The organism is Paraburkholderia sp. JPY465 (assembly GCF_050436725.1).
GTDB classification, from domain to species: domain Bacteria; phylum Pseudomonadota; class Gammaproteobacteria; order Burkholderiales; family Burkholderiaceae; genus Paraburkholderia; species Paraburkholderia youngii.
The window spans coordinates 1,379,165-1,405,659 of sequence record NZ_JBNDMT010000006.1; the positions used below are offsets into that span (position 1 = coordinate 1,379,165).

At 59.7% G+C, this 26,495-nt stretch carries 21 protein-coding genes and 4 pseudogenes; 13 read left to right on the plus strand and 12 right to left on the minus strand.

Annotated features, from left to right (window positions below; translation table 11 throughout):
* Positions 1-24: 24 nt before the first annotated feature.
* Both rbsK and QFZ94_RS39765 read right to left on the minus strand, forming a co-directional pair.
* A complete protein-coding gene (gene rbsK, locus QFZ94_RS39760) occupies positions 25-945 on the minus strand; it encodes a ribokinase (protein WP_429463689.1) in 921 nt (306 codons plus the stop codon).
* 496 nt (positions 946-1,441) lie between these two features.
* A complete protein-coding gene (locus tag QFZ94_RS39765; RefSeq protein ID WP_429463423.1) occupies positions 1,442-2,380 on the minus strand; it encodes an alpha/beta fold hydrolase in 939 nt (312 codons plus the stop codon).
* Positions 2,381-2,527: 147 nt separating this feature from the next.
* On the opposite strand from QFZ94_RS39765, the gene QFZ94_RS39770 reads away from it, so the two are divergent.
* On the plus strand, positions 2,528-3,181 hold the full coding sequence (locus QFZ94_RS39770) for a TetR/AcrR family transcriptional regulator (protein ID WP_410848394.1): 654 nt from the start codon (positions 2,528-2,530) through the stop codon (positions 3,179-3,181).
* 245 nt (positions 3,182-3,426) lie between these two features.
* On the opposite strand, the pseudogene QFZ94_RS39775 reads toward QFZ94_RS39770, so the two are convergent.
* Positions 3,427-3,549: pseudogene (locus QFZ94_RS39775) on the minus strand (CopG family transcriptional regulator); the annotation flags it as partial.
* Between QFZ94_RS39775 and QFZ94_RS39780 the strand changes: the two are divergent.
* Both QFZ94_RS39780 and QFZ94_RS39785 read left to right on the plus strand, forming a co-directional pair.
* Positions 3,550-4,308, plus strand: a pseudogene (locus tag QFZ94_RS39780) (extracellular catalytic domain type 1 short-chain-length polyhydroxyalkanoate depolymerase); the annotation flags it as partial. It abuts the pseudogene before it with no gap.
* Between the two features lie 248 nt (positions 4,309-4,556).
* Positions 4,557-5,324, plus strand: a complete 768-nt coding sequence (locus QFZ94_RS39785) for a DUF72 domain-containing protein (protein WP_410842393.1) — start codon at positions 4,557-4,559, stop codon at positions 5,322-5,324.
* Positions 5,325-5,714: 390 nt separating this feature from the next.
* On the opposite strand, the gene QFZ94_RS39790 is transcribed toward QFZ94_RS39785, so the two are convergent.
* Together QFZ94_RS39790 and QFZ94_RS39795 are read right to left on the minus strand one after the other, a co-directional pair.
* On the minus strand, positions 5,715-6,185 hold the full coding sequence (locus QFZ94_RS39790) for a PRC-barrel domain-containing protein (RefSeq protein WP_368581687.1): 471 nt from the start codon (positions 6,183-6,185) through the stop codon (positions 5,715-5,717).
* Positions 6,185-6,418, minus strand: a complete 234-nt coding sequence (locus QFZ94_RS39795) for a hypothetical protein (RefSeq protein WP_429463426.1) — start codon at positions 6,416-6,418, stop codon at positions 6,185-6,187. The genes QFZ94_RS39790 and QFZ94_RS39795 overlap by 1 nt, the downstream gene beginning before the upstream one ends.
* Positions 6,419-8,124: 1,706 nt before the next feature.
* Between QFZ94_RS39795 and QFZ94_RS39800 the strand changes: the two genes are divergently transcribed.
* Both QFZ94_RS39800 and QFZ94_RS39805 read left to right on the plus strand, forming a co-directional pair.
* Positions 8,125-8,703 (plus strand): hypothetical protein, encoded by a 579-nt coding sequence (locus QFZ94_RS39800; protein WP_429463428.1) that lies wholly within the window; start codon positions 8,125-8,127, stop codon positions 8,701-8,703.
* On the plus strand, positions 8,700-9,236 hold the full coding sequence (locus tag QFZ94_RS39805) for a hypothetical protein (protein WP_429463430.1): 537 nt from the start codon (positions 8,700-8,702) through the stop codon (positions 9,234-9,236). The genes QFZ94_RS39800 and QFZ94_RS39805 overlap by 4 nt, the downstream gene beginning before the upstream one ends.
* Positions 9,237-9,538: 302 nt before the next feature.
* On the opposite strand, the gene QFZ94_RS39810 is transcribed toward QFZ94_RS39805, so the two are convergent.
* Entirely contained in the window at positions 9,539-9,916 is a 378-nt protein-coding gene (locus QFZ94_RS39810; RefSeq protein ID WP_429463432.1) for a hypothetical protein, read from the minus strand.
* 332 nt (positions 9,917-10,248) lie between these two features.
* Between QFZ94_RS39810 and QFZ94_RS39815 the strand changes: the two genes are divergently transcribed.
* Positions 10,249-11,514, plus strand: coding sequence for an IS256 family transposase (locus QFZ94_RS39815; RefSeq protein WP_429455097.1), 1,266 nt, complete (start codon positions 10,249-10,251; stop codon positions 11,512-11,514).
* Here the strand turns inward: QFZ94_RS39815 and QFZ94_RS39820 are convergent, their stop codons facing one another.
* Together QFZ94_RS39820 and QFZ94_RS39825 are read right to left on the minus strand one after the other, a co-directional pair.
* Positions 11,515-12,210 (minus strand): hypothetical protein, encoded by a 696-nt coding sequence (locus tag QFZ94_RS39820; RefSeq protein ID WP_429463434.1) that lies wholly within the window; start codon positions 12,208-12,210, stop codon positions 11,515-11,517.
* Between the two features lie 740 nt (positions 12,211-12,950).
* Positions 12,951-13,332: pseudogene (locus QFZ94_RS39825) on the minus strand (integrase); the annotation flags it as partial.
* A gap of 32 nt (positions 13,333-13,364) precedes the next feature.
* On the opposite strand from QFZ94_RS39825, the pseudogene QFZ94_RS39830 reads away from it, so the two are divergent.
* A pseudogene (locus tag QFZ94_RS39830) lies at positions 13,365-13,704 on the plus strand (3'-5' exonuclease); the annotation flags it as partial.
* Positions 13,705-13,740: 36 nt separating this feature from the next.
* Here the strand turns inward: QFZ94_RS39830 and QFZ94_RS39835 are convergent.
* Positions 13,741-14,697 carry an EamA family transporter gene (locus tag QFZ94_RS39835; RefSeq protein WP_429463436.1) on the minus strand — a complete coding sequence of 319 codons (957 nt, stop codon included), beginning with the start codon at positions 14,695-14,697 and terminating at the stop codon, positions 13,741-13,743.
* Positions 14,698-14,767: 70 nt separating this feature from the next.
* Here QFZ94_RS39835 and QFZ94_RS39840 point away from each other — a divergent pair, with 70 nt between their 5' ends.
* Positions 14,768-15,400, plus strand: a complete 633-nt coding sequence (locus tag QFZ94_RS39840; protein ID WP_429463438.1) for a CGNR zinc finger domain-containing protein — start codon at positions 14,768-14,770, stop codon at positions 15,398-15,400.
* 685 nt (positions 15,401-16,085) lie between these two features.
* Here QFZ94_RS39840 and QFZ94_RS39845 read toward each other — a convergent pair.
* Positions 16,086-16,634: an aspartate carbamoyltransferase gene (locus QFZ94_RS39845; RefSeq protein WP_410848400.1), complete on the minus strand. Its 549-nt coding sequence runs from the start codon at positions 16,632-16,634 to the stop codon at positions 16,086-16,088.
* Between the two features lie 764 nt (positions 16,635-17,398).
* Here QFZ94_RS39845 and QFZ94_RS39850 point away from each other — a divergent pair.
* On the plus strand, positions 17,399-19,891 hold the full coding sequence (locus tag QFZ94_RS39850) for a glycogen/starch/alpha-glucan phosphorylase (RefSeq protein ID WP_429463441.1): 2,493 nt from the start codon (positions 17,399-17,401) through the stop codon (positions 19,889-19,891).
* A 189-nt stretch (positions 19,892-20,080) separates the two neighbouring features.
* On the opposite strand, the gene QFZ94_RS39855 is transcribed toward QFZ94_RS39850, so the two are convergent.
* A complete protein-coding gene (locus QFZ94_RS39855; RefSeq protein ID WP_368581489.1) occupies positions 20,081-20,785 on the minus strand; it encodes a GntR family transcriptional regulator in 705 nt (234 codons plus the stop codon).
* Positions 20,786-21,087: 302 nt separating this feature from the next.
* Here QFZ94_RS39855 and QFZ94_RS39860 point away from each other — a divergent pair, with 302 nt between their 5' ends.
* From QFZ94_RS39860 to QFZ94_RS39870, 3 genes are all read left to right on the plus strand, one after another.
* Entirely contained in the window at positions 21,088-21,549 is a 462-nt protein-coding gene (locus QFZ94_RS39860; protein WP_410848503.1) for a hypothetical protein, read from the plus strand.
* Complete coding sequence (locus tag QFZ94_RS39865) at positions 21,539-21,904, plus strand: hypothetical protein (RefSeq protein WP_368581491.1); 366 nt, start codon at positions 21,539-21,541, stop codon at positions 21,902-21,904. Before QFZ94_RS39860 ends, QFZ94_RS39865 begins: the two co-directional genes overlap by 11 nt.
* Before the next feature lie 247 nt (positions 21,905-22,151).
* On the plus strand, positions 22,152-23,273 hold the full coding sequence (locus tag QFZ94_RS39870) for a porin (protein ID WP_429463444.1): 1,122 nt from the start codon (positions 22,152-22,154) through the stop codon (positions 23,271-23,273).
* A 235-nt stretch (positions 23,274-23,508) separates the two neighbouring features.
* Here QFZ94_RS39870 and QFZ94_RS39875 read toward each other — a convergent pair.
* A protein-coding gene (locus tag QFZ94_RS39875; RefSeq protein WP_429463446.1) for an IS3 family transposase occupies positions 23,509-24,878 on the minus strand; the annotation gives its coding sequence in 2 pieces (ribosomal slippage) (positions 23,509-24,410 and positions 24,410-24,878; 1,371 coding nt in all).
* A gap of 68 nt (positions 24,879-24,946) precedes the next feature.
* Here QFZ94_RS39875 and QFZ94_RS39880 point away from each other — a divergent pair.
* On the plus strand, positions 24,947-26,137 hold the full coding sequence (locus tag QFZ94_RS39880; protein WP_429463448.1) for an MFS transporter: 1,191 nt from the start codon (positions 24,947-24,949) through the stop codon (positions 26,135-26,137).
* Positions 26,138-26,495: the final 358 nt, after the last annotated feature.

The following is a 26,495-nucleotide window of genomic DNA, read 5'->3' on the forward strand; positions in this document are numbered from 1 at the left end:
GGCTGCGATCTCGCGTAGCCGGGTCTATCGAACCGTTGCCGGGAAGGCGGGTTGTGCCCGCACTTCGGCCTGCGTCGGAATGGATGCCTGCGCGCCTTGACGCGTGACGCTGAGCGCTGCGGCCCGCTGTCCGAAGTCGATCGCATCGCGGATGCTGGCGCCGCGCACGCGCTCGGCTGCGAAGCCGCCGACGAAGGTGTCGCCGGCCGCGGTGGTGTCGATCGCATCGACGCGCGGCGCGGGCAGGTGACCTTCTTCTCCGCTTGTCGCGTACCAGACGCCCTCGGCGCCGAGGGTGACGATCACCGTCTCCACGCCTTTCGCGCGCAGGTGTGCTGCGGCTTCGCGCGCGGACGCCGGGCCATCGACGGGCACGTCCGTCAGCAAGTGGGCCTCGGTCTCGTTGAGCACGATAAAAGCCACCTGGCGATACAGCGTGTCCGGAAGCGGCTGCGCCGGAGCCGGGTTCAATAGCACGGGCGTGCCGAGCCTTGCTGCGACCGAAATTGCGTGCCGCACCGTGTCGAGCGGCACCTCGAGTTGGCAAATCAGCATGCCGGCGGCCCCGATGGCGTCTTGCGCCGCATCGACGTGGGCGGGCGTAAGCGCGGCGTTGGCGCCCGGCGAGACGACGATCGTATTCGCACCGTCCGCGGCCACCGTGATGGCGGCGATGCCGGTCGACATGTCGTCCACCGTGTGCAGCTGCGCCGTATCGATGTGCTCGCCGTCCATACGCGCGCGGAGATGCGCGCCGAAGTCGTCGTCTCCGATGCAGCCGAGCATCGCCACGGAAGCGCCGAGACGCGCCGCCGCGACGGCCTGATTGGCGCCCTTGCCGCCGGCGAATGTAGCGAACGCGCCGCCGAGCAAGGTTTCCCCCCGCGCGGGCAGACGCTCCGCGTGCACCACCAGATCCATGTTCGCGCTACCTGCGACGATGATCCGGACCGAAGAGGATGCTTCGGTAGAACGCGTGTTAGCGCTTACATTTTCGGCTGTTTTTAGGGATGACATGCAATGAGGACCGGTGAACGTTGCAATAGGGAACGTGTTAGCGCTTACATTACTCGCCAAGGCACGCCGACGCAATCGAAAAGGCGCGACCTTCGGGAAGTCCCTTAAAAGCTGATGAAGCGCTGTGTCACCACCGGCCAGTCGGCAGTGTGTACTGCCGACCCACTTCTGTCGTTGACAAGTTCCCCGCTCGAACGGCCGCAAGCTGGAGGCGGACATTCAAAGGGGCAAGCAACACGTCTAGTTCGTCAGCTGTTCACCTTAGTGACGAAATCCGGGGCGGAAGAAGATGACGGACCATCGGCGTCATCAGATTCTTAACGAGAAGTCTCGTCGACAAGCAAAGGTAACACTTGAAGCAAGCGCAGATCAGAACTGCGCCACGTAAGTGAAGAACTGCTGACGCACATACGGAAAATATCTTTCAGACTGCCGGCCGGACGTTCCAAGGCTCTGCAGATGGGTCTCGTAATCGCGCTATCCGAGCGGCCAGAAAAGCGTCGATCGCTGCATTGACGGCCACGGGGTTCTCCCGCGCAGCAAGATGGCCAGTCTCCGGCAGCAGCACGAATTCGCTGCCGGCGATCGCATCGACCAGCCTTTGCGTCTGAGCGACATCGAAAATTCGATCCTCACTGCCCGCGATGACGAGGACCGGCACGTCACGAATCCGCCGCATCGTGGCGTGCAAATCTTCGCGGGCGAGCAATATGCCTTTGATGGCGAACGCGATCGACACGGGATCTTCCTGCATTATTCGGCCGAGGTAGGCCAGAAATTCAGGGTGACGAGCCTCGGCCGTTTGCCCGCCGAACCCTTGCCGTACGGCGGGCAGCAGCCAGTCAGGGGCGGTCTCGCAGTCTTCTAGCGCGTCGGCTATGCTGCTCATCTGCTCGATGAGTTCCGGCGTCGATGCAGAAGCGGTGCCATTGGTGATGACTGCTGCCTCTACGCGCTCCCGCAGATCTGCAGCTGCAACGCCTGCGACCAAAGATCCCCAAGAATTGCCGACGAGGATGCAGCATTTCACTTTGAGTGCGTCGAGTATCTCTTTCAGACACGCAACGGAATCCTCAACGGTAATCGGACGGCGCAACGCATCCGATCCGCCGATCCCCGGCGGATCGATAAGCACAATGCGATAGTCGGCCGCGAAGTGATCGAACTGATAACTCCACATGGAGGCGTCTAGCATAAGGCTCGGCCAGAAAACCATCGTGCGGCCGTCCTGACTGCCACCGGTACGAACGTTGATCTTGCCAAACGCAGTCAGGACTTTCCGCTCCTGTGTCTGTGTTTTCGAGTTATCGGTCGGTGGTAAGTACGTTAAATGACTTGTACTACTTATCGTTGAATTCAGCATTTGCAAATCTCACTCGGTCGCGACGACGTTGGCGAAAGCCGTTCAGACTTCCAAGGTTCGCAGCCCGCATAAAACACCAAAGACCTAGCGATTCCATCTGAACGACGGTAAGATGGAATCTTATGCACCCATCTTAACCCCGTCAAGATGCTTTCCGATCAAAATTCATCCGCTCCGACCAAATCGTCATATCACCACGGCGATCTGCGCTCTGCCCTGATCAAAACGGGCGAAGCGCTGCTTGAGGAGCAAGGTGTGGCCGGCTTTACGCTGGCCGAATGTGCGCGGCGAGCCGGCGTTTCTAAAGCCGCGCCCGCGCATCATTTTTCGAATATGAACGGCCTGTTGGCCGCGATTGCCAAGAAAGGCGTGGAAGAATTGGCAGAGCGCTTGGAAACGGCGCTGGCCAGGATCGAGGGCGGCCCTGCAGAGCGCTTACGCTGTGTCGCGCGTGTCTATGTCGATTTCGCATTGGACCGGCCGGAGCGCTTTCGTGTCATGTTCGGGCCGCCGCTGCCGGCCGACCAGCACGGCAAAACGCCGTCAGCCCCCAACGACTGCGCGCTGTATGTTCTGGAACGTGAAATCGCCGCTATTCAACTCGATGGGGCGAGCCAGCGCTCGATCGCGGTCTTCGTCTGGTCTTTCGTGCATGGCCTGTCGATGCTGCTTCTCGATCATCGACTCGTACGGCTGATGAAAAACGGAGAGTCCGACCGCAATAGCCTGATCGAGGACACAGTGCGGCTGCTGTCGTTTTCGCCTCTGGGCCAAAACTTGAATACTGCCAAAGCATCGTGAGGATTTACGGGGCAGTCGAGCTCTCTAAGATTCGGATCGCGTTGCATGTGAGTCCAGCGTCGAGCCGCTGAAAATGCGGCGTCACGAGGTCCAAGTGATTTTCAGCTTCTGTGGCACGAAGTTCGGCGTTTTCCAAGAATGCTGGCATCGCCGAATGCCGTGGATTGCCTGACCAACCGGCCGGTCCTCCACTTCAGGTTTCATTCTGTTGGTCCGTTAGCGATTGAGTGCCAGACGTTGCGCTGCTAGCGGATTCTGTCGGCGAGCGCCGTCTTGACCGCAGTCGAGGCGTGAAAGGCCCCCAACTCCACGACGCTTTCGATGGTCGCGAGTGCGAGTTCCGGGGTGACGTCGCCGGCGATGCTGGCGTGATGCTGCACGGCTGCACACAGAACGCCGACGATTTCGCAGCAGGCACGCAGATGAATGCGCTGGCCGAGCGGCACCGATTTCTTGTCGCCTATCCGGAGCAACCGCAGCAGACGAATCCGTCGAAGTGCTGGAACTGGTTCAAACCCGATGATCAGCATTGCGAACGCGGTGAACCGTCATTGATCGCAGGCATAACACGGGAAATTATCGCAGCCCACAACGTCGATCCTGAACGCGTGTACGTCGCAGGTCTGTCCGCGGGTGGCGCAACGGCGGCGATCATGATTGACACGTATCCCGAACTGTATGCGGCGGCGGGGGTGCATTCCGGTCTTCCGGCTCGATGCGCTCACGATCTTCCATCCGCGCTCGCGGCGATGAAGGGCGGCAGGCGTTCCAGACAGGCGCGGCATGCCATGGACGCTGTCACTTCATCGCCGAAACGGCCAGTCATCGTCTTCCACGGATATGCGGACGCCACTGTTCACGTACAAAATGCCATGCAGCTTGTTCATGGTTTCGTCGCACGACCGCATGGCGGCCGCGAACAGCGTCGGAACGATACAGGTCGACGTGCCTGCACCGTATCCCAGCTGGTTTCAGCGGACGGTATCGATGCCGAACTGTGGACTATTCACGGAGGGCCGCACGCGTGGGCAGGCGGCAATGCGAGGGGCAGCTACACCGACCCCGTCGGTCCTGACGCAAGTGCGGAAATGCTGCGATTCTTTCTTGCGCACCCTCAGCGGCGATGAGCCGATGACGCGGGCAGCGAAATGGACCCGGGCTGTTATTGTCACCACGCCGATTGCTGAGCAAACCCGCCTCTGAACCGCTAAACGTGCAGACCGATCAAAAACTCACCGCGAGGATGCCCGGGCATGGCCCCCACGGCAGGGGCAGCGAGAACGGCAGGTTCGCCGCGATCAGTAGAATCTGTCGGTAACGCTGCGGACCGACGAACCCAACATTGGCGCCGACCTTGCTGAATCGAAACCCCCCGATCCATGTGAAGCATTGCGAGAGTCCTTCCACTGCATCGCCGATACGAATCGGATGTGCCGGATGGGGACTGTCAGCCAACGTGGCGGCCCGCTTTCCCGCGCGGGGTAGCCATCTCGAACGATATGCGCAAATCTTTTCTTCGGTTGAAATCAATTCGTCGTTCTATCGTTCGCACCGGCCGGAAACCTATGCCCGATGGGCTGCAAGCGTACCCGATGCATTCCGGTTCTCTGTCAAGGTTCCGCGGAGGATTACGCACGAGCTCAGGTTGCGCGACGCGGATGCGCCCGTCAGCGATTTCGTGCAGGAGGTCACACCGTTGGGCAGAAAATTGGGGTGCCTGTTGCTGCAACTGCCACCCAGCCTGGCGTTCGATGAAGTCGCGACACGAGATTTTTTTACCCTGATGCGTAGCCTCACGGCAGCGCATATCGTCTGCGAACCGCGCCATGCCACATGGTTTACCGAGGAGGGCGCGCAAACACTGAAAAGCGCTGGGATCGCCTGCGTGCGCGCGCATCCTTCGCCGATCGCCGGCGTCGAACCGGTGGGTGATCCGGGGACGCTGTACGTCCGTCTGCATGGCTCGCCAGAGATCTATTATTCGGCATACGACGAGGCGTTCATCGAAGCGGTGGCTGCGCGGCTCTTGGAGGCTCGATCCTCTGCGTCCGAGGTCTGGTGTATTTTCGACAATACCGCGCGCGGCCAGGCGGTTCCTAACGCTCTAACACTGATGGAGAAGCTGGAGGGGGCCGCTTGCTGAGATAGCCCGTCGAAGAGATCCTGGCGCCCACGTCTCTTCAAGAGTCCATCAGGATGCCAAAGGTCGGTTGATAGACGACTGGGCCAAAAATGCCCGTGCGATCAGCCACGAGAGCGCGCGGGATTTAGCCCGCGTATCGATCCAGTCGCGCACAGCCACCCCGGTCGCGGCACCGCCATTAGAAAATATCTGCCGCGGTCGAACCGTTCGCCAAGCTCGGCGAAGCAGCGAAGGGAGGCAGCGAAACCATCCTGGTTGCAGGGGACGTTTTTCCGCGCGTCTGGTACTTCAAGCAATGCGCCTAGGCCACCAAAGCAGGTCACGGCGGCATAGGCGCTGAGTGGCAGATAAGGCATTTACCGCGGACGGCTAACGCCATAGTCTTTTAATTTAATGCTCGCTCGGCCGGAACGTTGGGTCGCTTTCTACGACCTCCTGGGTTGCGGACCAGTACGGCTTCCTGTTGTAGTAGCTGTAGGTTGTCTCTCCCCACTTCGCATCTGCCATCGCCGGCCAGTGGTCCTTGTCGAAGCCGGGATCGTCCTTGAGGCGCTGCGCCGCAATATCAACAAAAAAGCACTTCTGGTCCGTATCGAGAGTGAGCGCGCTCCACGGGATGGCGTGAAGGTTCGAACCCATGCCAAGGAAGCCGCCCTCGGAGAGCACCGCGTAGGCGATGCGACCGTTGCGGACATCGAGCATGATGTCTGAAATCTTCCCGACGTGTTCGCCGTCAGAAGACATCACCTTGGTGCCGTCGAGCGTCGCTGCAGCCATGACCTCCGGCCCCGGGCCTTCGCCGACGCCTCCGCCGACGATGTTGGCTCCGCTTTGAGTGCCTTGCGGGTTGATTGAGCCCATCATTCACCTCCATCAAAAAATAGTGCTCTGTTGGTGCGCAAGGCGCGTGCCCAAAGGAAGTTAGTATCTGTTTCGCAACCGAAGAAACGGTCGTCGAGGGGCTGGGACGAACGGTGAGATTTGTGCAGTTCAGGTCGTGCCAGCAGGCTCAGAATGCCTATCACTTCAGAATGTGAACGCGGCAAACGTTCGCGGCAACGACCAAGCCTGAGACCTCTATTGAGGTTTGTCATGTGTTGTACAGGGGAATGGACCCGCGGAAATGACGAAGCAGTTCTTACGAAGCACACGCCAATCCATGCCAAAGAGCCGCGAGAAACGGGAGTCCACGAGCGGCCCGCTGCAAGGCAGGACGCTGCCCAGCGCCGGCCATTGCGACGGACAGACGTCATAGTGGCATTCTCGAGACATTACGCGCTGCCTACGGTCTGCTGTTGATTTCATGGCCAACTTGCATTGGCAACGGCGACTAGTCAGCGACAGAAGGCACGCGGCTTGCGGCGCCTCATTCACGGGAACCGCAGACGCTGACATGAGATATCTTCTTTTGAGTGAGCCATGAAACATCCAGCTAACACGTTTTTCGCTTCGGCTCTAGTGATGGCACTGTCGGCAACTACATATGCACAAGGCGGCAGAGCAGAAGCGGCGGCAACATCCCATGGCGGCGCCGGTTGGATGAAGACCCCCAGTGGGAGGGAATCCGATTCACCGAATGTCATGGGCAGTGGAGCGGCCAGTGGCCCTGCGACGGTGCCTTCCAGGCGCGGCAAGGCCAATGGTCTGAATATGGGTACCCGTGACGGCGCGAACAGCGACGTCAATAAACCACGGAACAGCCCAAGGCAAGATGGCCGGTAGCGATAACAGCGGGTTGCACGCGGCGTCAACATCGCGCGAGGCTGACGTCCACGCGACACAGCCCGCCTTTCGACTACGCAGCTAGCGATTCGCTGCCGCAATGCAAACTGACAGACTTGCCCCGACACCGGTCGCCGTACGTTGTTGCGCGGTCCATGTCGACCGCGTGATCGGGCCAAGCGAAAAGCTAACAGCCCGTGGGAATTGATGCGTTGGCGGATCGCCAGCTACGCGACACAGCGCAATGACTGATGCGACGCTCCAAGAAAGCAGAAGAAATGTCTACTCTCCTAAATATCCCGATGCATGGCGGTGATGCTCGACTGAACGTCAAAGTGGCGACCGTCCTCGTCGGCCATTCGCCGCGACCGTGATCGTAGGCAAGCACTGGCGCAACGAGTACGGCATCGCTCTCCGCTTCGCCCATCACTCGATAACTGCCCATCTCTATCTGGTATGGCACGCCCGACGCTTGCCGAACGCAGCCAGGTGAGAGCACCGTCTTACAGTCGCCGTTCCAGGTCCCAAGTTCGCCGTCGACATCATAGCGCTCCTGTCGCAACCATCTTGTTTGCAACGGGCGGTGAGGCGACGTAGCCGGCAATCAGGCAGCAGCCCGGCATCGGAGCGCGCGGTTGGCATTTGTGCGCGCCGTTTCCAGTAGTCGCGATCGAGCAGCGCACGTGATGAAGACGGTGTTGAATCCCGAAGTGACAGGAGCAGAGGATGGCGAGAGGTAATTGTAGCGACACCGTTCCATGCCAGCGCAAGATTAGTGCGGTGCGCACAGAAGCCGCCGAAAAGGCGGACTCCGTTTGCATTGTCGGTTCGGTTGTCGGGATTCGATAGTTCCGTCTCAGCGACCGGAGGCCGACGAGCACAGATCACTCTCCGAGAATGGGAACATTGTTTGCTCAAGTGTCTCCGTCGGCGGTGGCACACTGCGCTCGCGCGTGGAAAGCCTCGAGTGCACGGGTCGATCTTCTGTCGTGGACGCGATCGCATATGAGCCTCATCGCCGCAGACTGTTACGCGTGTGGCCTTGATCGACGGCACTGGTAGGGCAGGGACGGTAGAAATGCAGAAGAACTTGGTGTGGGCTGACAACGCGAAGTCCGTTGTCACAGGCAAACGCCCCCACGTAGCAGCGCTGATCGCGCTGGCGCTGGCCGTGTCGTCGGCATTGAGCGGCTGCAGCTCGTTGTACTCGGAAGGCGCGGTCGCGGGCGCCGGTATCGCGGGTGCCGCGGTCGCGGGCAAGGTCACCAGCAATGCGGCGGTCGCGACCGGTATCGGTCTTGGCGCGGTCGCCGCCGCGCGCGCCGGCGTGCAGTATTCGGAGCGCGTGGTCCACACGAATACGCAGAACAGCATCGCGCAGGCGGCCGGTCCGCTCGAAGTCGGGGCGGTCGCTCCCTGGAGCATCATCCACTCTTTCCCGATCGAAGACGACGAGCACGGTCGCGTGACCGTCAGCCGCCTGATCAGCACCGGCGCGCTCGACTGCAAGGAAATCGTTTTTTCCGTCGATCAGACCGCAACGCGCGACAAGCCCGCGAGCAGCGCGTTCTATATCGCATCGGTTTGCCGTGACGGTAAGGACTGGCGTTGGGCGTCGGCCGAACCCGCCACAGAGCGCTGGGGTGCGCTGCAATGAAATTGCGTTCGCCAGGCGTTCCGTGGGGTGATCGGCTTCGGCTCATCGCGGCCGGCGCGCTATGCGTCGGCGCGAGCCTGCTGGCGAGCGGCTGCGCGTCGATCGGCGCCGCGAGCGGCGCGGCGGCGGGTGTCGCTTCGGGCATCGTGACCAGCAATCCGGCCGTCGCGCTCGGCGTCGGCGTGGCGGTGCAGGCCGCCACCGACGAAGCGGTCGCGCGCTACATGCGCAGCATGCACAAGGACCAGCAGGATCTGATGGCGGCGCTGGTCGGCACGATGCCGGTCGGTGAAACGAAACCATGGTCGGTCAAGCACACGTTGCCGATCGAGAACGGTCACGGCCAGGTGCGCGTGACGCGCGCGGTCAACTCGGCGCTCGCGCTGTGCAAAGACTTCGTGTTCTCGGTGCAGGACGGAGACGGCCCGAACGCGCCCGAGAGGTGGTTCACGGCCAGCGCGTGCCAGCAGGACAAGGGCTGGAAGTGGGCGACGGCCGAGCCGGCAGTCGCACGCTGGGGCAACCTGCAATAAAAAAGCGGCGAGTGTTTCTCGCTGCTTCTCGCCTCCGTCATTAACGACGGCAGGCCCCATCGTAAGCCGTTCCCGGAGGACGCAGTCCACCTTGCGCGCGCAGGGCAGCCCCCGATGACCAGGATGCAGTCCTGATGGGGCTGCATCGTTGAGCACAGCCCCGCGTGATAGATCGCACGCTAGCAGGAGTGATTTAACGTCGCTCTGTACATCCGAGAAGCGGCGACGTCTTCCAATCAATGGTCACGCTAGAGCACACGGGTCGACAGGTCCCGCAAAGCGGAAGCGGGTGTGGATCGACGCTACCTTGCGGCGAACACCGAGACCCCGCCATTGACGAATCCATTTGCGGCGCAACTCGGGCATCCTGCTGGCGATGTCGCCGAAGAGTAGGGAACGAAAATCAGCCCTGTCGCCGGGTCGATTGCAACCGAATGCGCATTGTTACCAGTGTTCAGGCGAGTGACAACGCTGCGGGAACCGGCGTCGACAATGGTCAGTACTGGCGTACACGGCGATGCTGCCGAGCAGGCGCCATTCGTCGAGGCATTGCCGGAAGAAGTCCAACGGCTTGCCGCGTTGTAGTAGCGATTGGTGGACACATCGTATTCAAGCTGATCACCTCCACCCGCGTTGAGGGACGCCAGGAGGGCGCCGTTTGAACGATCGATAATCTGCATGAGCAACGGCGCGCCAGTCGTCCCTTCTCGGCAACCGACCGCAATATCGTTCCCAGGCCCGAGCGCCAACCCAGTAGGATCGCAGTTACCTTCCCCATACATCGCGACGCCCGCAAGGGTTGTATAGTTCTGCGTGCCGCCGTTTGGTATTGCCCGAACAGATGCTCCCGGCAGTTTTACGAGTTCACCATGAGGATTCGTCGTGCTGAGCTATTGTCGAATCTGGTGTACAGCGGGAGCGGCGGGAATTTGAGAAGGCGGTGGCGGTCTAGCGAGAATGTTGCTTGTCAAAGGCACAACCAGCGAACCCGAGAAGGCCGGACCCGACCACCATGAAGAAGATTACGCAAGAAGCGAACAGCAGTAAAGCGCAAACGAAAAGCGTGCTAGATGAGCTGATCCAGCAAGGCGCGCGGCAGATCATTCAGCAGGCAGTCGAGGTGGAACTGGCGACCATGCTCGAACAGTACAGCAACGTGAAGTCGATCGACGGCCGGCGTGCCGTGGTGCGCAACGGCTACCTGCCCGAGCGCGAGGTCGTCACAGCGATCGGTCCGGTGACGGTTCAGGTGCCGAAGGTGCGGGATCGTTCGGGCTCGGGCATCCGGTTCAATTCGACGATCGTGCCGCCGTACGTGCGCAAGTCCGCGCGCGTGTCGGCAGCGCTGCCGTGGCTGTACCTGCGAGGCATCTCGACGGGCGACATGAGCGAAGCCATGGGCATCATGCTGGGCGGCCAGGTCAGCGGCATGTCGCCGAACGTCGTGAGCCGGCTGAAGGCCCAATGGGCCGATGAGCATGAGCAGTGGAATCGGCGTGAGCTGTCGTCGGCGCGCTGGGTCTACTGGTGGGCCGACGGCATTCACACCGGTGTGCGCAGCGACGATTCCGACGGCCAGTGCCTGCTGGTGATCGTTGGCGTCAAACCGGACGGGACGAAGGAACGTGTGGCCATCGGTGACGGCTACCGGGAATCGAAGGCATCGTGGAGCGAACTGCTGCTCGATCTGAAGAAGCGCGGCCTGCCGTCGGGGCCACTGCTGGCCTGCGGCGATGGCGCGATGGGATTCTGGGCCGCGATGGAGGAAGTGTTCCCGCAGACGAAGCATCAGCGCTGCTGGTTTCACAAGATGGGTAACGTGCTCAATGCGCTGCCGAAATCGCAGCAGGCTCGAGGCAAGAAGGCGATGCAGGACATCTGGATGGCGGCCACGCGCGCTGATGCACTGGCCGCATTCAATCACTTCGTCGACGCGTACTCGGCAAAGTACCCGAAGGTCGCCGAAAAGCTGACGGAAGATCGTGACGAGCTGCTCGCGTTTTACGATTTCCCGGCTGAACACTGGCAGCATCTGCGCACCACGAACCCGATTGAATCGACCTTTGCGACGGTGCGCCATCGCACGAAACGCACGCGCAACTGTGTATCGCGCGCGACGTTCCTCGGGCTGGCGTTCAAGCTGATCGAGTCGGCCGAAGAATCGTGGCGGCGCATCCGCGCCCCGGAAAAGCTCACTTCGATGCTTGACGGGATGACGTTCAAGGATGGAGAACCGGTGACCGACAGCACACCGGCTCAGCAATCGCTAGCCGCCTGATTACGCCGAGACCGCATACACCAGATTTGACTTTAACTCCGTCGTGCTGCCGTCTACGTTCACGTAGAAGTTGTCGCTCGTGGCGTCGTACCGGCAGGCTTCGAGTCCGGCAGTGGGTTTACCCGCGTTGTCAGTGAATGTGACCTTTGCCACGACGGTCTGAGTTGCCGTGTTGATGAATGTCGCGAAGGGCGGGTTCTCTTCCGGACTCGAGATCATGAAGATGCCATGGGTCGAATCGAGACAACCTTCATCTGCGCGCACGCCGGTTGTGCTGACCACTATCTTGCTTATCACTGCCCCTGCTGCAGGGTCGACGATCTTCACGGAATTCACGTCCCCCGCATAGATGAGGCTGCCGACAGGCGTCGCGCCGTCCGGACCGGCCTGCGAATTTGGACCGGGTCCAAGTCCCGTAAACGCGAGCGGACCGCTCCCCTGGATTGCCTTGACGAACGACTTCGACGGAATGTCGATCTGATCCAGCGAAGCGTTATTTCTGTCGGTAAAAAAGTAATGGCTACCGGAAACGACGCCGATATCAAACGAAAAGTTGACGCCGGTCTTGATGTTCGGCACGGCAATGTCCGATACATAATGCGGCCCGCTTGTAAGGTTGTCCCCGCCGCCACAGCCCGCAATAACGACCGCCACCGACGCAACCGCCATTGCAATTGCCAAAATGTACCTTCGCATCGCCCACCTCCTCTGATCGTTGAAATATGTCGAGCTTCGTCAATGCGTCCGCAACAGTGGAATCCGCCGCTACAGCATACGCTTTCCATTAAGTAGTCGTCCGTATCGTATTCACCAGGTATCAAACGTGATTTGCTTCAGTTTTTCATAAGGTTTCCGTCGAGCGTTGCCGCTGCCGCTACCCTGAACAAGGCGACTCCGCAATGCAGAGCGGAACTTTTAGCCATTCAATGTCGCGAAGTTCGCCATACCACCATGCTCGGGCTTCGCGTCAAAAACAGCTGACGAAAGGGTGCCCGTCGCGGCGAGATGCAATCGGTTAGCACCGGTTTGCACTTGAACACGTCGCTCAGCTAACTGCAGACTGATAAGACGCGCGCCGTCGGAGTCGATTCTGGAATGTGAGCTGAAGGATGCACCGGGCCATTGTCCGGATCAAATCTTATGGGACGACGCCGCACGGGACGTAGCACAGCTGGCGACCATGGTTGACGGATGTCGGGTGGTGTTTTCGATGAACAAACTCCAGCCGTCGGTCGGTGCACTGCTTGGGGCTCAATTGTGCGGCATCTTCGCACTACTGGCCGTCGGCATCGGGTGTGCGAGCTAAAAGCGCTCCACGCGACGCGTCGGCCGACGCGCCACGAAGTCGAGTGAGGCATCAGGGCTGATGCTCCTTCTTCACGCGTGGTTGCATGCAGCATACCGCGGCGCTGGAAGTGCGCCTGTTTGTTCCGCCTTTCAAGTGCGTCATCTACCTCGATGCCAAGGTAGCGGACTGTACTTTCAAGTTTCGTGTTGCCGAGCAACAACTGGACAGCGCGGAGATTCTTCGTGCGACGATAGATCAACGACGCCTTGGTCCGGTGCATCGTATGCGCACCGTCAGCGGTGTCGTCGAGGCCCCAGCCGCGCATATTGTCGCGTTGACAAGTGAGGAGACTCGTGAATTCGGCTCGGGAACAGGAAGCCGGTTCCATGCAGCCCCGCGTGCCGTATCTATGCCATCACGCTGTCGCGGGTTTGCTCGGTAATCTCAAACTGTACCGGCCGTTGTGTCTTCTGCTGCATGATCGTCGCCCGGCTGGCGATGTGCTCCTCATGACAGACGTCTCGCACCCGGGATGCTCAAGCACACCAAAAAGGAAAACGGCATCCGCACCATCCAGGCGACGTGTGACGTCATCTCACGCTTGAACGACACCTTTGCCGAGCGGCTGCTGTCCTTTCGCCAGGACAACAACGAGCCGGCACCGACGTGCTCATGCTCACGACGATGAACAGTTCGAAGGAGCTTGAGTGGGACCAAGTCTGGATCACACGCTCCGAAGAGACCATCGTTCCGGTCCCAAATCAACCGAGCCAGAAGAGCGGCGACTGTTCTACGTAGCAATGACCCGCGCGCGACGCTGATGTTTTCCGGCACCTCAAAAGAACTTCGCTTCGCGATTCGTAACTGAGGCACAGGTCGAGCAGCCGGCGCGAGCCGCCTGAAGGTGGAAATGCCCATCTGCTCGGCGGTCGCGACGATTAGCGATCGCAGTCCTGCCCGCCTTGCGAAAGTGACGATGCGACAAGATCGCGGCGCTTCTGCGTCCGCCGGGTGGGGTTTCTTTGTTCCAGCCGCCATGCGACACATACCGCGCCGATCGTCAACGGCGCGCCAATGAGCATCCCCATGCTCGGCTGCTCGTCCAGAAAAAGCCACCCTAGCACGACCGCCACCACAGGATTGACAAACGTGTACGTTGCGACCAACGTCGGTTGAACACGGTCGAGCAGCCACACGTACACCGAAAATGCAACGACAGTACCCGCTATCGTCAGGTAAGCCAACGCGACGAGCGAGGATCCTGAGATTCGATCCGGTCGGAAAAGCTGCGCTTCGCCGGCTCCTGCGCTCAGCGCTGCAAGCACGACGCCGCCTGAGAGCAGTTCAATCCCCGAAAGTCTCAGGCCTTGTTTCGTGCCGCCGAAGTTTTGCACGGCGACGGTTGCGAGCGCCCACGAAAGACTCGAGCCTAACAGCGCGGCGAGCCAAAACGCGTCGATAGCCCCCGACGAAGAGGGAGCCCAGGCAATGACGCCTACCCCCGCAAAGCCCGCGCCGAGCGCGAGCCATACGGACCGCGAAGGCGCGCGTCGACCCGGTAGCAGGAGGCGCAGCAGGGCGATCCAGAACGGGATCGTGGCGAGCATGACCGCGGCAAGTCCGGACGGCACATGCCGCTGCGCGAGCGCCAATACCCCATGGCAACCTACGAAAAACAGGAGTCCGCAAACAATTGCCAGCAGCAGCGTTCGCGGCGTCAGTGGGTCGCGTTCGCGCAAGGCACCCCAAAGGAGCAGTATGGTCCCGCCGGCCAGACAGCGGATGCACATCAGCATCAGTGGCGGGAACGAGCGCAACGCGATGGCGACGCAAAGATACGTCGACCCCCAGACGACGTAGATGATTGAAAACGCGATGAGCAAGCGTACACGCATTGGCGCTTTCCACTAATACATAACCGGTTAACAGGTTAGACTACGGTCGGTATTTTGCAAGGAGTCGGCTATGAGCATGGTCAACACCGCGTCACAGGCGAGCAGCGCATTCATCGTCACCGAGGACCCTTGCATACCGTTCGTGAATACGGTCGCATGGAGACTAACCGGGGAGCCTCAGGAGCGGCTCGAGTCCGCCCGCTCATTGCTGGTTGTGCTGAGGGAGCAGCGGCTGGTCGACGATGGCCTGCTGCGTGCGTACCGCGCCCATTGGAAGAGCGATCCCAGGGCGGCTGACAACGCATACCGGCTTGCGATCGAAGCCCGCGAGGCGATGTATGCCGCCCTCTACGGAGCCGCGAGGGAAAAGAAGACGCCCGCGGACCTGTCGTTGCTGTTTCGATTGCTCAGCGTCGAGACGCCGGGCGCAACGCTGCTGCACAGAAACGGTAGGTACGTCTGGTCATGGGACGCGAACGCGTTGCGCGCCGCGGCGTTGATAAGGCCATTCGTCGTCTCGGCGTTGGGGCTCCTGACGGGGCCACGCGCGAAACGGATCAAGCAGTGCGAAGACGCGCGCGGCTGCGGATGGCTTTTCGTCGATGAGAGCCGTGCGCAAAACAGGCGCTGGTGTTCGATGGGGGATTGCGGCAATTGCGCGAAAGCAAGGCGTAACTATGCGCGGGGGCGTGAATCCTCCTGAGCGTCTACAACGATGGCATGCGTCGCAGGTATCTGTGAAGAAATGTGTTGCTCAAAACAATCGGCGGCTAGGGCGAAGCGATTCCGGTGTGACGTGTCGTCTGGCATCGTCTGCCGGTTGATGAAGCGGCCGTCGCTGAGCATGCAGAAGCAGAGTCCGTTGAAGGCGGCTGGGCGAAGGTGACAAGAACGCGGTGAACAGCTTCTTCGAAAGGCAGAGTGTCCGTTCGCTTCCGCGAGAAGAAGGAGGCTGAGCTTCGCTAGGCCGGCGAGTTCGAATTCCACCTTCGATCCCGTTGCCGGCGCTGGATATCAACGTCGAAGTCTATACACGGTTTTCCATGCGTGTCGTGTCGGTGATCATCAAGTTCGACAAGGTGATGGATCAGTCGACCTCATGGTCTGGAACGGTATTCGTGACCAGATAACCTTGTCGGCGTAGGCGTCGTCACCGGACTTTCCAACGCAACGCGAGCGCAGTTCTGCCAACTTGTTTCCAGAGCTGACTATGGAATTTTCAATGGTTGCTTTCCGGCGACGGGGATGAATGCGTGCTGCCGGCCACGAGCGGCCCTTCGGCGCTTACTTCTGACTTCGTAACAAGTCAAAGGTCCGGCGCTGACCCGCCACTGACCGAGCGGGAAATCGGACCGGCCAATCATTGGCATCCTGATCGTGTGCGCTATCTATTCCGCTGTCGAGGCGTCTGCCGGATGATGGTGCGTCATGCTTGGATCGTGCCCTGCCATCGCGTCGTGGCCATGATCGAACAACTGGGCGTCGAACCATTCGTGCAGCGCCATGACGAGGCGAGGCTCGTCCGCGTGATATACGATTTTGCCTCCATCGGGCAAGTCGTGATAGTGGATCGTCAGTTCGCCCGGCTTCGCGGTACGTAGCACGGCTAGGCCCGGCATGTCGTTGCCGTGGATTAGCTCCGGCGCATTGAAATCTCCCTCCGAAAAATGCCGGGCGATCATGGCCAAGTGTCCGCGGATCATGGCGGCCTGCTTCGGATCATGATGCTTCGTGACGACCTGCTGGATTCCGCCGTCGGCCGTCTTCGTAAAGATGTGTGTGGTGGCCGCAAGGGAGAACGGCATCACCTCCGTGCCGTGTTGCTCCACTTCCCTCTGGCGTGCCGTAACGTCGGCGATAGCGGGCGACGAAAGAACAGCTATTCCGAGAAGGACCGCGGTTGAGAGCGCGACAACAGCCGCCGACGGGCGTGACATGAGTTGCTCCAATCGAAATAGAGAACGCATAGTCTAGCGTTCAATGTCCGTTTCCGGTATTGGCGAACGTCCCTTCGGGCTTGCAACCGGCCATAGCCCTTGCATTGGCGCGAAAGGCGGCGGTGGGTCGACATGACCCCGACGTATCCGGCAGGGAGCGACGCCTGTCCGCAGGCGCCGCGACACGCTCACAGCAATGTGAATGAAGGCAGGCGTCGAATAACCCTAAACGTTAGCAGCCCTTGAGTGGGGCGACCGTACGATTCGCCGTAGTGGGTGGACTTGAAGCACCGCAGTGACGCGCGTACGCATACCAAATGTCGCGGCTGATCGCGCCATCGACTGATCGGCCTTGTTTTGGATCGACTCAACCAAGACTCGCGATCGCGAGTGCATGTGCCATACGCGTGAACGTAAAATACCGTTGATACCTATGAGCGGATAAGTTGAACCGAACCACAGCGCGCTCCGGCGCTGCGCACTGGACTTTGGGCGTTCGCCATACACGTTTGGCCTCCTCTGCCAGGCAGAAGCGAAGGTCGAAACTCAAATCCGCGCACTAGATTTGGCGGTAATAGGCCGCTGGTCTGGACTTCTGGGACTGTCGCTAGCGACCGCTGCACGCGGGCTCTCGTTTTCAGGTCAGAAACGCCGTCCGGTTACCTGACCCACTGCGTGAGTTAAATGGGACGCCATTGAAATGCCCGTGCGGCTGATGCAGCTTCGCAGATCGCGAACCGACCGCAACTCGCGGAGGAAGCAACATGAGCACTCTTGAAGGATTCGGCATAAAAGAGAGAGCTGGCGACGCGCGCAGTGGGCTGGATGTCGATGCGCTGCGGCATGGCGTTGTCGAGAACGTCATCTGTCTGCAAGGCCGCCATCCTGCCTTGGCCACCGCGCATGATTGGTATATGGCCCTTGCACATACCGTGCGCGACCGCATGTTGGGGCGCTGGGCGGCAACCGTCGAGGGCTACACCGCCCGGGAACTAAGGGTTGCCTGTTATCTTTCCGCTGAATTCCTGATTGGACCGCAACTCGGCAATAACCTCGTCAACCTCGGGATCGAAGCCAACACGCGCGCCGCCATGCAGGCGCTCGGCCAGGAGCTTGATACGCTGCTGGCGATCGAGGAAGAGCCCGGGCTCGGCAATGGGGGGCTTGGGCGGCTGGCTGCCTGCTATCTGGATTCGCTCGCGACGCTCGAAATTCCGGCAATCGGATATGGCATTCGATACGAGTTTGGCATCTTCAAACAGGAAATCTGTGATGGATGGCAGGCAGAAGTGACCGACAAGTGGCTTCAGCGTGGCAATCCATGGGAGTTCGTGCGCCCCGACGTCAACTTTTATGTCTCTTTCGGCGGCCATACAGAATATGAGTTCGATGCGCAGGGCGGCTTTCGCGTGCGCTGGATACCGGCGCACCAGGTGAAGGGCGTGGCCTGCGATATGCCAATGCTTGGATACCGGGTCAACACGTGCAACGCGTTGCGGCTTTGGAAGAGTGAGGCTGTCGAGTCCTTCGACCTGCACGACTTCAATGCTGGCGACTATTACCAGGCCGTGCAGGAAAAGGTAAATTCCGAAACGCTGTCCAAGGTGCTTTATCCCAACGACGAACCCGACGCCGGCAAGCGCCTGCGCCTTGCACAGCAATACTTTTTCGTTTCGTGCTCGCTGCAGGACATGCTGCGCCTGCTCGACCGCAGGCGCGAGCCGGTCGAACGCTTCGCGGAAATGTTCACCGTGCAGTTGAACGATACGCATCCGTCGATCGCGGTCGCCGAACTGATGCGTCTGCTCGTGGACGAGCGACGCCTGCCCTGGGAGCAGGCGTGGAACATCACACAGCGCACGTTTGCCTACACCAACCATACGCTGCTGCCCGAGGCCCTGGAAACATGGGGTTTGCCGCTCTTTCGCAACCTGTTGCCGCGCCCGCTCGAGATCATTTTCGAGATCAATAGTCGGTTTCTCGCTGAGGTCCGGCAACGCTATCCCGGCGACGAAGCGCGTATTGCGAGAATGTCGCTGATCGACGAAACCGGCGAGAAGAAGATCCGCATGGCCCATCTGGCGACAATCGGCAGTCACGCGATCAACGGTGTGGCCGCACTGCATTCGACGCTCCTGAGACAGACAGTGCTGCGCGACTTTGCCGAATTGTGGCCTGAGAGGTTCGACAACGTAACCAACGGCGTCACACCGCGCCGGTTCATGCTGCTGGGCAATCCGCGTCTCGCGCGCCTGCTCGACCAGACGGTGGGCGAGGGATGGGTAACCGACCTGGCGCGTCTTCGCACACTCGAGTCCCACGTCGACGACACGGCTTTCCAGGACGACTGGCGTCGCGTCAGGCGATGCAATAAGGCGGATCTTGCGCAGCTCGTACGGAACAGCACGGGCATCGTTGTCGATCCCGATGCATTGTTTGACATCCAGGTCAAGCGCATCCATGAATACAAGCGGCAACACCTGAATCTGCTTTACATCATTACGCTCTATCAGCGTATTCGCCGCCACCGGGAGCAAGACGTGGTGCCGCGTTGTTTCATCTTTGGCGGCAAGGCGGCACCGAGCTACACGATGGCCAAGCTGATGATTCGTCTGATGACAGGTCTGGCCGAAGTAGTCAACAACGACCCGGCAATGGAGGGGCGGCTCAAGGTCGTGTTTTTCCCAAATTTCAACGTCAAAAATGCCCATTTCATCTATCCGGCTGCCGACCTGTCAGAGCAGATTTCACTGGCTGGCAAGGAGGCATCCGGAACCGGCAACATGAAGTTCATGATGAATGGCGCAATCACGATCGGAACATTGGACGGTGCGAATATCGAGATCCGTGAGGAGGTGGGCGAGGAAAACTTCTTCCTTTTCGGTTTGTCCGCTGAAGAGGTGACGAGTATCAAACGCGAGGGCTATCACCCTCAAGTTCACGTTGAGGGCAATGCGGAGTTGCGCGAAGCGCTGGACCTGATCTCGTCAGGATACTTCTCGCGCGGCGACCGGGAGGTGTTCCGTCCGCTCGTGGACAACCTGCGCAACTTCGATCCGTTTTTGGTGTTGGCCGACTACGCTGGATATGTGGCGTGCCAGGAACTTGTAAGCGTCGCCTGGCAGAATCCGGGACGTTGGACGCGGATGTCGATCCTCAACACAGCACGCTCGGGGAAATTTTCGTCCGATCGCGCGATCGGCGAGTATTGTGAGCGGATCTGGAATATTTCTCCGGTCAGGATCGCGCTTGACTAACCTTAATTGCGACCGGCTCATGCCGCCATCAAGCATTTCCGCAGGGCCTTCGCCGGGCGCTCCGACAAAATGCCGGGCCATGATGCAATCATTCGATATTTCGGCGCGTTCTCATCGCGAACTTCATTTGCGAGGCGGCCGAGGGCAATTCCCCTGGTTCGGTCGAACTCGCGCCAAAACCAAGCGGGCTCATTGGCCGCTCTCCCGCATAACGACCAGCCGGTCGGAGAACGGTCCTGAATAGACTGTCTGGAAATAAAGCGGACGGTTACGCAGCGTATATCCGCGCAATTCCATGATGAACCCTGGCTGGCCACTTGCAATTTTCAACTCTTTCGCGGCAACGTCAGGCAGCGGATCAAACCTGATCCACTGGTCGACATGCTGCGTCGGCAATGACAGACGCTGGGCGACCAGTTCTCGCAAGTTTCGTTCGAGCGCAGCGCGATCGAGTCCGCCCAGTTCCGAGAAATCCTCATCACGCATCCAGAACTCGGTATACAGATCGAACCGGCCAGCCACGCTGATGACACGATCGATGCGGACGTAGCCTTCGCCTCCGAGGAAGTCGGACCAGGGCCCCTTGCGCTTAAGGCGTTTCACTGAACGCGGATGAACATAGGAGGGCAAGTCATTACCGTCGGCATCGCGAAAGCGGAGATAGCGAACGTCCGCGGGTGCCACGCGCGCGCCCGACACGAATGTTCCGCGGCCCTGTTCGCGTGTAATGAGTCCCGAATGCACGAGTTGCATGAGCGCCTTCTGGACGGTGCCCACGCTCACGCCGTGCGTGGCCGCCAGTTCGCCCTCTGAGGGCAGCCGGTCGCCCTCGCGAAGGTCGCCAGTTTCGATGTGCCGGATGATCGATTCCGACACCATGGATAGTTTTGTCATTTTTTTCCAAACACTGCGTTGAAATCCCCGTGAACGAACTCCCTAACCGCGGGAAATGTACTCGGGGACCTGCCGCTGGAGCATCGAACTCCTCACGCGCCGTATCAGGCGCCAGTCCTATGCATGAATGTAATGCTTAATTTTATCTAAATCAAGAGTTTTTGCCGTCTGATCATAATGTCCTATATAGGAGTTTCCCTTAACTCCTATATAGAAGTGTTGACTCGCCTGTGCGACGCGCCGTATCTTGCAGACATTGGAGACGCAATGTGCTGGGCCACGCGGAAGGAGGTTTTGAGCAAATGAATGTGAAGTCCCACCTGGAGAAGATCGCGAGACTGGAGTTGCTGCGCAATCGCTTTGACCCGCTCGTCGACTTCGAACTTTGGTTTTGGGCCGGCATGACCGCAGGCACCCATGCGGTCAATGCCGCGCTCCATTGCGCGGGGGTTACCGCGAGCGACGACATCCATCCGACACAACCGGGGGTTTATCTCGTGCCTCGCGCCGACGGCTCGCTGACGACCGAATTTCGACCGCTCGGCGACATCCTGCATGTAGGTCGCCCGGTAATCGAGGCTGCGATACCGGAAGACATCGAATCGATGATGCACCTGATGGAGACTGTAGAACGATACCGCGATCCATGCGTGCGTGAAGGCGTGGTACCGACGGCAGCCATCGTCGCCGAATGCGACGCAGCGCTTGCGCGGTGCCAGCGGCTTTTGAATGAGCGCCTGCAAGGAGACGCGCATGGACATTGAAAAACATCTCGAAGCTGCGCGGCGCATCGAGCGATCCCTGAAGAAGTGCGCCGACGACGACTGCGAAATGAAGATCGAGGGGGCGATGCTGGCAGGCACGCATTGGCTGAACGCAGTTCTGCATGGAACGGGTGCGACGGGTCCTGGCGCCGACGTATTTCATACTTATCTGCTGACGGTGAACGAGTACCGGCGTCTATGTGTTGCTGACGAAGAGATGGTCAAGGCGCTTTCCGAAATCGAAGATCTGCGTCCGCCATACGTGCGCGGAAACCGGCCGGGCGCCAAGGCTGCGGCGGATCGAGCGCTCGAATTGCTGTCGGTCATTCGTCGCAAGGCAGAAAACGTCGTTTGATGCGTCATTTTCGCGGCCACACGCGATGGAGAAAACGCCATCGACACGGGTGGTCCCGTTATCGCTGGACGTAGTTCAGCCGCGAGGTAAATCAGTAAATACCAATCAATTGATTCGGCGTACTACGGATGCGTTAGGAGGGCATCGCGATGTATGGACTCCGTTCCGTACGCGTGATCCCCGGCGCACCCGCAAATTCATGATCATTGGTGAAAGGTGATTTGCCTTCCACAGAAAAGGAGATGAAATGAGGAAGACAAAGATAGCCGCCCTTGCGGCTTGCGCGATGACATCGGTACCGGTGTTTGCTCAAAACTCGGTCACGTTGTACGGGCTTGTCGATACCGGTGTCGAATACATCACGCATGCAACGCCGACCGGAGGGACTGTTGTGCGTATGCCGGTGATTGGCGGTGGTGACGCGGCGTCGCGCTGGGGCATCAAAGGTTCGGAGGACCTCGGCAACGGGTTGAAGGCCATTTTCACCTTGGAGAGCGGATTCTCGATGTCCAACGGCTCGTTGCAGCAGGGTGGCCGGTTGTTCGGCCGGCAGGCTTACACCGGCCTGGCTGGACCTTGGGGGCAACTCTCCTTCGGGCGCCAGTACAGCATGACGACCTGGGGAATGTATGATTCGAATATCCTTGGCTCAGGCGGGATGGGTGGTCTGGCTTCGTTCGATCCTTACCTGCTGGCGGCACGCTTCGATAGCGACGTGGTGTATCTGGGCACATTCGCTGGCTTGACCGTGGGGGCGAGCTATTCGTTCGGTCGTGATTCGAGTCCGGCAGGCAACTGCCCGGGCCAGAGCGGCAATGACTTTCTGGCCTGTCGCGCTGTGTCCGCCATGCTCAAGTATGACGCTAACGCTTGGGGCATCGCGACAACCTATGACGAGCAGCGCGGTGGAGCGGGAGCGGCACCCGTCACAGTAGTTCCCGGCTTGCCGGGCATCGCTTTCACGAAGTCATCGGATACTGATCGGCGGTACCAGGTTGCCGCCAAGCTCTTCGTCGGGCCTGTGCAACTGGGCGCCGGGTGGCTGCACCGGCGCATTCAGGGGGACGTGAAATCGGCCACTACCGACCTCGAATATCTTGGCGCGACCTACCCCTATCAGGCCTGGACGTTCGAAGCGCAGATTTCTCGGATCGATAACACTGCGTTCGATGCCGACGGCACCCTTGGTACGGTTCGCGTCAACTACAACTTCAGCAAACGCACCGCGGTATACAGCGTGCTCTCCTACCTGAAGAACAACGGCAAAGGCGGCATCTATTCCGTCTCCGCGGCGAGCACGGTGCCTGCCGCGCCGGCTCCTGGCGGCAATCAGTTCGGTGCGGAGATCGGCATTCGTCACATGTTTTGAGGCCCCAGGCTACAGGCGCCGGGCGACGGGAGTGGTGCTGCCGGGCGTTCTCGTGGCGCGTGACCACCTGTGCAAGCCGCAACCGGCGCAATATAAGGGCAGTCGATTCACGCCGAATGTAATAGACGCTTATTGCGTCGCTGAAACGTTGGTTTGGATCCAGGAGGAATGGCATGGATCGCGAGGGTATCCGCTCCATCGTGGACTGACCCCCAGAAGTTGGACGGTTAAATGACTACGCCTGACCGAATCGAGCCCGATATTTGACGGGGCTCATGCCCTGCAATTTTAGCTTGATACGGTCATGGTTGTAGTATCGGATATAGTCCTTTATGCCGGTCTCCAGCTCGTTAAGGTTGTCGAATTTGTTCAAGCGAAAGAACTCCGCTTTGAGCGTTCCGAAGAAGCTCTCCATGGCGGCATTGTCGTAGCAGTTGCCCTTGCGCGACATGCTTTGTGTGATCGAGCGGGCCTCAAGAAGGCGCCGGTAGACCGGCATCTGGTATTGCCAGCCTTGGTCGGAATGTAAGATAACTTTGTCGCCCTGCTTGAGCCGACCAAACGCTTTCTTCAGCATCGTGCCTACCATGTCAAACAAAGGACGCCGGGCCATCTGGTACGCAATGATCTCGCCGTTATACAGGTCAAGCACTGGGGAGAGATAGAGCTTCTCTCCCCGAACGTTGAATTCGGTCACGTCTGTGACCCACTTCTGGTTAGGCAAATGCGCGTCAAACTGACGTTCAAGGATATTGGGCGCGATCTTGCCAACCTCGCCCTTATAGGCGCGGTATTTCTTGATCCGTACGCAGGACTTCAGACGCAGATCACCCATGAGACGCTGGATCGTTTTGTGGTTGACGGTCTGGCCCTCTTGTCGGATCGCAGCGGTGATTCGCCGGTAGCCGTATCGCCCTTTATGTCTGTCGAAGATAGCCTTGATCCGGGCCTTAAGGTCAGCATATTTGTCGACTAGCTGCAGCGCCTTCTGTTGATAATAGAAAGTGCTGCGCGCCAAGCCTGCCAGCTTGAGCAGACCGGCAAGAGGGTATTGGTGCCTTAGCTCGATCACGATTTGCGCTTTTTGCGCTGCGCTTGCGGCGCGGTCGTTTGAACCAAGGCATTGAGCTTTTTTAGATAGGCATTCTCCATGCGGAGGTTGTCCAGTTCCTTCATTAATTCGTCGCGAGTGCGCCCAGCGTCGCCCTTTGATGATCTCGGAGATTCTGTGGTCTGATGCTTTGTCATCTTCTTGCGGCGTAAGGAAGCGTGCGGAGACAAGGCCTCCAGTCCGCCTTGATCGTAGTTGCGCTCCCACGTAGCGATAATATTGAAGTTGCGAATATCAAACAGCGCGGCCGTTTGCCGATAGGAGAGGCTCTCGTCACGCATGCGTCGCAACACCGACAGCTTGAATTTTAAGCTATAGGTGGCCCGCGCCTTTTCCCTTACGCCAGCAGCACCATGCGAACGATAACCTGCCACCCATTTGCGTAGCGACGTAACATCCACATCATGGCGGCGAGCAACGACTTTGAGCCCCGCCGTTCCCGAACAATAATCCTTGACGACCGCGAGCTTGGTCTCTTCCGAATACTTGCCCACAAGACTCCCTGCAGAAGTGTCCAACTTCTCGGGGTCAGTTCATCGGGTGGTGGACTTATGTTTCGATCGTGATCGGCGCGGCAATCGGCATGTTTGCCGGCGTGACGTCGTTTAACTCGGTACCGGGCATCTTCGCCCGGCCACTCGCGGCGGAGTTCGGGTGGGGCCGGATGGAAATGTCGCTGTCGTTCTCGGCTACGCTGCTTGGCATGGCTATAGGCAGTCCACTCATCGGCATGCTGATGGACAGGTTCGGAATTCGGCGCGTCATCTTCTGGTCTGGCGTCGCTTTCGGCCTCGCCGTCATCTGCATGTCGAAGCAGGACGGCAGCAAGATCATGTGGATCGGACTCTCCGGGCTGATCGGAGTCGTCGGCGCGGCGGTCTCAGTATTGGGCTACCTCGCGGTATTTCCACAATGGTTCGATCGTCGTCTCGGCCTCGCGCTCGCACTGGCTATGTGCGGTCTCGGCGTTGGGTCGATGGTCATGCCGACTTTCGCGCAATATCTGGTGACCCATTTCGGGTGGCGTTCGGCCTATGTCATCCTCGGAGGCGCGTCGCTGCCCTTGATGCTGGTGGCCTGTTCGCTACTGAGGGAGCGCAGGATCGACGCGCCAGATCAGCGCTCAACCGTACCAGTGTGTGCGGAAGGACTGACGCTCGGGCGCGCGATGAAGAGTTACCGGTTGTGGGCGATCTGGCTGACTTTCATGCTGGGGTCGATCTGTACGCTCGCACTGGTGCCGCACCTTCCCAGCATGTTCATCGATCGGGGCCTCAACGTGGAAGACGCTGCACGCGGTGCTTCGATGCTCGGAGTGGGCCTGTTGGCGGGCCGACTCCTCACCGGGGTATTGCTCGATCATGTGCATGCTCCTCTGGTCGCTGTGCTGTTCTTTCTGGGGGGCGCCGCCGGCATCCTGTTGTTTCATATCTCTCGAGACTATCAGGTGCTGTTGCTGGCCGCGGCGCTGATCGGCTTGACGATTGGCGCCGAGGGCGACCTGATTTCCTACCTCGTGCGCGCGTATCTTGGAATGCGCCTGTTTGGCACCCTGTACGGAATCGCTTTCTCGGGATATTGCCTGGGCTCCGTCGTCGGCCCGCTTGGCATCGGCGCCTATTTCGACAGGCACGGTAGTTACGATCTGCTCCTGGTCGTGCTCCCGTGCGTCCTCGTTGGTGCGTGTGCGCTGATATTGACGCTCGGACGTTATCCGGGGACCAGCGGCCGCATCGAGGCGGTTGCGTCGTAACGCAAGGCGATGCGTCGGCGCCCCTACGTCAAACGCATCGCAAGCCCGATCGGCTGCATGATTCGGAGCGTCACATACGAAACTTCGGCCAGATCGCGGCGCTGATTCAACGGTGCCTCGTACCTGACAAAACTCCTTCGCAAAGGGAGTCGCCGCTTCTTTGCTATTCAAAATCCATCTGCTGCCGATCCTTTCCGGCTCGCAGATGCGACAGCGCCATCCGTTCTGCTCGCATTCCTTGTCCCCGCGCCGTTGAAATTCAGTGCGCGGGCGACGTTCACCCCACCGAGCAAATTCCAGGCTGATAGCACCCGTTCACGGAGCACACGCGGATGCCTCGCGTCCGCCTGAAACTCCG

Coding starts and splice junctions, on each gene's coding strand:
- QFZ94_RS39795 (WP_429463426.1), bottom strand. CDS start 6,418: ATGACAAACCTCAATAGAGGTCTCAGGCTTGGTCGTTGCCGCGAACGT.
- QFZ94_RS39840 (WP_429463438.1), top strand. CDS start 14,768: ATGAGCATGGTCAACACCGCGTCACAGGCGAGCAGCGCATTCATCGTC.
- QFZ94_RS39845 (WP_410848400.1), bottom strand. CDS start 16,634: ATGTCACGCCCGTCGGCGGCTGTTGTCGCGCTCTCAACCGCGGTCCTT.
- QFZ94_RS39790 (WP_368581687.1), bottom strand. CDS start 6,185: ATGGGCTCAATCAACCCGCAAGGCACTCAAAGCGGAGCCAACATCGTC.
- QFZ94_RS39765 (WP_429463423.1), bottom strand. CDS start 2,380: ATGCTGAATTCAACGATAAGTAGTACAAGTCATTTAACGTACTTACCA.
- QFZ94_RS39820 (WP_429463434.1), bottom strand. CDS start 12,210: ATGCGAAGGTACATTTTGGCAATTGCAATGGCGGTTGCGTCGGTGGCG.
- QFZ94_RS39855 (WP_368581489.1), bottom strand. CDS start 20,785: ATGACAAAACTATCCATGGTGTCGGAATCGATCATCCGGCACATCGAA.
- QFZ94_RS39770 (WP_410848394.1), top strand. CDS start 2,528: ATGCTTTCCGATCAAAATTCATCCGCTCCGACCAAATCGTCATATCAC.
- QFZ94_RS39860 (WP_410848503.1), top strand. CDS start 21,088: ATGAATGTGAAGTCCCACCTGGAGAAGATCGCGAGACTGGAGTTGCTG.
- QFZ94_RS39805 (WP_429463430.1), top strand. CDS start 8,700: ATGAAATTGCGTTCGCCAGGCGTTCCGTGGGGTGATCGGCTTCGGCTC.
- QFZ94_RS39810 (WP_429463432.1), bottom strand. CDS start 9,916: ATGCAGATTATCGATCGTTCAAACGGCGCCCTCCTGGCGTCCCTCAAC.
- QFZ94_RS39870 (WP_429463444.1), top strand. CDS start 22,152: ATGAGGAAGACAAAGATAGCCGCCCTTGCGGCTTGCGCGATGACATCG.
- QFZ94_RS39800 (WP_429463428.1), top strand. CDS start 8,125: ATGCAGAAGAACTTGGTGTGGGCTGACAACGCGAAGTCCGTTGTCACA.
- QFZ94_RS39865 (WP_368581491.1), top strand. CDS start 21,539: ATGGACATTGAAAAACATCTCGAAGCTGCGCGGCGCATCGAGCGATCC.
- QFZ94_RS39815 (WP_429455097.1), top strand. CDS start 10,249: ATGAAGAAGATTACGCAAGAAGCGAACAGCAGTAAAGCGCAAACGAAA.
- QFZ94_RS39835 (WP_429463436.1), bottom strand. CDS start 14,697: ATGCGTGTACGCTTGCTCATCGCGTTTTCAATCATCTACGTCGTCTGG.
- QFZ94_RS39850 (WP_429463441.1), top strand. CDS start 17,399: ATGAGCACTCTTGAAGGATTCGGCATAAAAGAGAGAGCTGGCGACGCG.